At 67.8% G+C, this 3,481-nt stretch carries 2 protein-coding genes; both read right to left on the bottom strand.

The features are described from left to right. Nucleotides 1-18: 18 nt before the first annotated feature. Complete coding sequence (locus RWO33_RS19785; RefSeq protein ID WP_314107124.1) at nucleotides 19-750, bottom strand: DUF2242 domain-containing protein; 732 nt, start codon at nucleotides 748-750, stop codon at nucleotides 19-21. Between the two features lie 208 nt (nucleotides 751-958). Continuing rightward, nucleotides 959-3,136 (bottom strand): carboxy terminal-processing peptidase, encoded by a 2,178-nt coding sequence (locus RWO33_RS19780; protein WP_145479173.1) that lies wholly within the window; start codon nucleotides 3,134-3,136, stop codon nucleotides 959-961. Nucleotides 3,137-3,481: the final 345 nt, after the last annotated feature.

Raw genomic sequence — 3,481 nt, 5'->3', positions numbered from 1 at the left:
GCACGGAGACGCGGCCGCTCAGTGGGTCGGAACCGGCGTATCCCCGACGGACGTAGGCGGCAGCGGGCTGGCGGTAGCGGGGGCTGAGGTGGACGGTGTGGGCGCCGAGGTGGCGGGATCAAGCGTGGGTGACGCCGGAACCGGCTGCGCGGCGGCAGGCTCGCGTGCCGGCTCCGGTACTGGCGCCTGAGGTGCGGGCACCGGCGGGACCGGCGCGGGTTCGGGCGTGCTGGCCTTGGCGGCCGGCAGGTATTGCTGCAGGCGCGCGAAGAAGCGACGGTAGAAATCCGCGTCCTGCACGGTACTGCTGGCGACCTTCACCAGCGAATCGTCGTTGCTGCCGAACGGGAGCGAGACCGAGCCCAGCGCACCCACGCCGACGCTGGCCGAGGTCGGGCTCTTCTTCAGGGCATAGCGGTCCTGCACCGCGCTGATGAACACCAGCGCTTCATCGCCGCGCGGCGCGCAGGAAATGCGCAGCACGAGCTGCTCATGCGAATCCTCGCTGGGCTGGAAATTCTTGTTCGCTTCCACCGCGTCGGCGTCGGCGCGCGCGATCGCATAGCCCTGGCTGAGCAGGGTGCGCCGCGCGGCTTCGCAGGCCTGCGCCGGGGTGCCGGGCACGGTGCGCGAGTAGGTGTCGCCCGAATCAAAGGATTCGCGCAGCAGCGTGCTGTCGGCAGCCTTGCCGCCGCAGGCGGACAGGGACAGGGCCAGCAGGCCGGCCGGGAGTGCATGGGACAGCCGCATGGGCGCTCCTGCAGGAGGAAGATCGGCCAAGCATAGGGGCGGCGGCGTATGCGTGGGGTCTAGAACGCAGAAGGCCGGCGCTTCCGCCGGCCTTCGTTTCTGTTGGGTTCACGCGGTCACGACCAACGGTCGTGACCTACCGGCGGCGGCGCGGGCACCGCAACCCGGTAGCGCACGACCGTTGGTCGTGCGCCGGGGTGCCGGAACGTCAATCCGCCCAACGGCCCACCGCGGTCGACTGCGGCAGGACCTGCGCTGACAGCGGGCGGTCTTCGGCCAGCAGGTTCACCGCGTCGGCCAGGATCGCGGCCGACTCGCGCAGCAACGGATCAGGGCGCTTTTCGGCGGCCTTCTCGCGCGCCGCATCCTTGACGATGTCGCGCTCGTTGCCGGTCAGGCCATCGTCATTGCTGTCGTCGGCCAGCGGGTCCAGGTCCAGGCCCAGCTGCTTGCGGGTGGCCTGGCGCTCCTTGCGCTGGGTGTCCTGGCGCTCGCGCTCGGCACGCCGCTCGCCTTCATTGAGCGAAATGTACTTCTTGGCCGCTTCGGTGCGGAACTGCTCCACGTCCTCGTTCCACCACTGGAATTCCTTGTCGGTGGCGATGCGCGAGGCGTGACGGCTTTCCAGCTTGGGCAGCAGCGGACCGAAGTTGCCGTACTGGGTGTGCGGCACGGCGGCGATGCGGGTCCACGGCAGGGCATTGTCGTAGGTGCTTTCGCCGTACTCGGTGGCGTCGACACTGGCCGGGAAGGCCAGGTCCGGCACCACGCCCTTGTGCTGGGTGCTGCTGCCGCTGACGCGGAAGAACTGGGCGATGGTCAGCTTGACCTGGCCGAAGCGCTGGGCTTCGCCGCTCGGCCAACGGTCCAGGTCCACGATGTTCTGCACGGTGCCCTTGCCGAACGTGGTCTCGCCGATGACCAGGCCGCGGCCGTAGTCCTGGATCGCGCCGGCAAAGATTTCCGACGCGGAGGCCGAGCCGCGGTTGATCAGCACCGCCAGCGGGCCATCCCAGGCCACCGCTTCGCTGCGGTCGTTGTTGACCGTGACGCGGCCACCGGATTCACGCACCTGCACCACCGGCCCCTGCTCGATGAACAGGCCGGTGAGTTCGATCGCTTCGTCCAGCGAACCGCCGCCGTTGTTGCGCAGGTCGAGCACCACGCCGTCCAGCTTGTCGTTCTTGAAACCGGCCAGCAGCTTGGCGACGTCGCGGGTGGCCGACGCGTAGTCGGTGGCATTGCGACGGCGACCCTCGAAGTCCTGGTAGAAGGTCGGCAGCTTGATCACGCCCACGCGGCGCTCCGGCTCGCCGTCCTTCGCGGGGATGGTCAGGGTTTCACCCTTGGCGGCCTGCTCGGCCAGGCGCACCTTCTGACGGGTCAGCACCAGCATGTGCGGCTTGCCGTCCACGCCTTCCTCGGCCGGAATGAATTCCAGCCGCACCTGGGTGTCTTTCTTGCCGCGGATCTTGGCGACCACGTCATCGATGCGCCAGCCGATCACGTCCTCGACGGGCCCGGACTTGCCCTGGCCGACGCCGACGATGCGGTCGCCCGGCTTCAGCGTGCCGTTCACGGCGGCGGGACCGCCGGCGATGACCTCACGGATCACCACCATGTCGTCCTGGCGCTGCAGCTGCGCACCGATGCCTTCCAGCGACAGCGACATGGCCTGGTTGAAGTTTTCGGCAGTGCGCGGGGTGAAGTAATCGGTGTGCGGATCGACCGCGCTGGTGTAGGCGTTGAGGAAGAACTGGAACACGTCCTCGCCCTTGAGTTCGTTGACCGACTTCTCCAGCTGCGCATAGCGCTTGTCCAGCGTCTTGCGGATGTCCGCCGGCTGCTTGCCGGCCAGCTTCAGCCGCAGCCAGTCGTTCTTGACCGACTTGCGCCACAGGTCATCGAGCTCGGCGCTGCTGGCCGCCCACGGCACGTCCTTGCGGTCGTACTCGAAGCGTTCGTCGCTGCTGAAGTCGAAATCCTGCTTGAGCAGCTTGCGCGCATAGCCCACCCGCTCGCCCACGCGCTGCTTGTAGACCGCGAACACCTGGAATGCCGGCTCGAGCTCGCCGCCACGGATCGCGGAGGAGATGTTGGCCTCGAACGGGGCGAACCTGGTGATGTCGGCCTGGGTGAAGAACTGCTTGCTGCCGTCCAGCGACTCCAGGTAGCGCTTGAACACGTCCTTGGACGTGGCAGCGTCCAGTGCGCGTGGCCGGTAGGCGTAGCGGCTGTCCGACAGCAGCCCGTAGACCAGCTTGGAGGTCGTCACCTGGTCGGCCGTGGCCGCCGACGGCAAGGCCGGCGAGTCGGCATACGCCGCCAGCGCCAGGGGGGCGCTCAGCGCCAGGGCCATCAGGAATGCGGGGGCTTTGAATTTCATCAACTTGCTCATGGCACCTTGCCAGGGGAGAGACTGCGTGCGGATCAGACCACACGACAGTGCCGAAAGTTGCGGGGTTTGTCATCCGCCGCGACAGAACGCGGATTTCCAGCCTAAACGCGCGGCTGTATCAAATTGTGAATGATGCGGAATTGCCGCAGGGACTGGGGTCTACGGGCGCAAGCGCGCGGCGGCCTGATCCATTCGACGGTGGGCAGTCATTCAGGGATTTAGGTCGGAGCAGCTTGACGGTCTTCGGTCAGGTTTTTCGCGAGCGTTGAGGGCCCCGTCGCGGCCGGCAGGCCCCTATGCAAATGTCCCCCGGCGGCGGCCTGCGGCCGCCAC

The organism is uncultured Stenotrophomonas sp. (assembly GCF_963519925.1).
Taxonomy (GTDB): domain Bacteria; phylum Pseudomonadota; class Gammaproteobacteria; order Xanthomonadales; family Xanthomonadaceae; genus Stenotrophomonas; species Stenotrophomonas maltophilia_AE.
The sequence above is the reverse complement of the archived record's forward strand: the minus strand, read 5'-3'. Positions and strand labels throughout refer to the sequence as shown.

Coding starts and splice junctions, on each gene's coding strand:
- RWO33_RS19785 (WP_314107124.1), bottom strand. CDS start 750: ATGCGGCTGTCCCATGCACTCCCGGCCGGCCTGCTGGCCCTGTCCCTG.
- RWO33_RS19780 (WP_145479173.1), bottom strand. CDS start 3,136: ATGAAATTCAAAGCCCCCGCATTCCTGATGGCCCTGGCGCTGAGCGCC.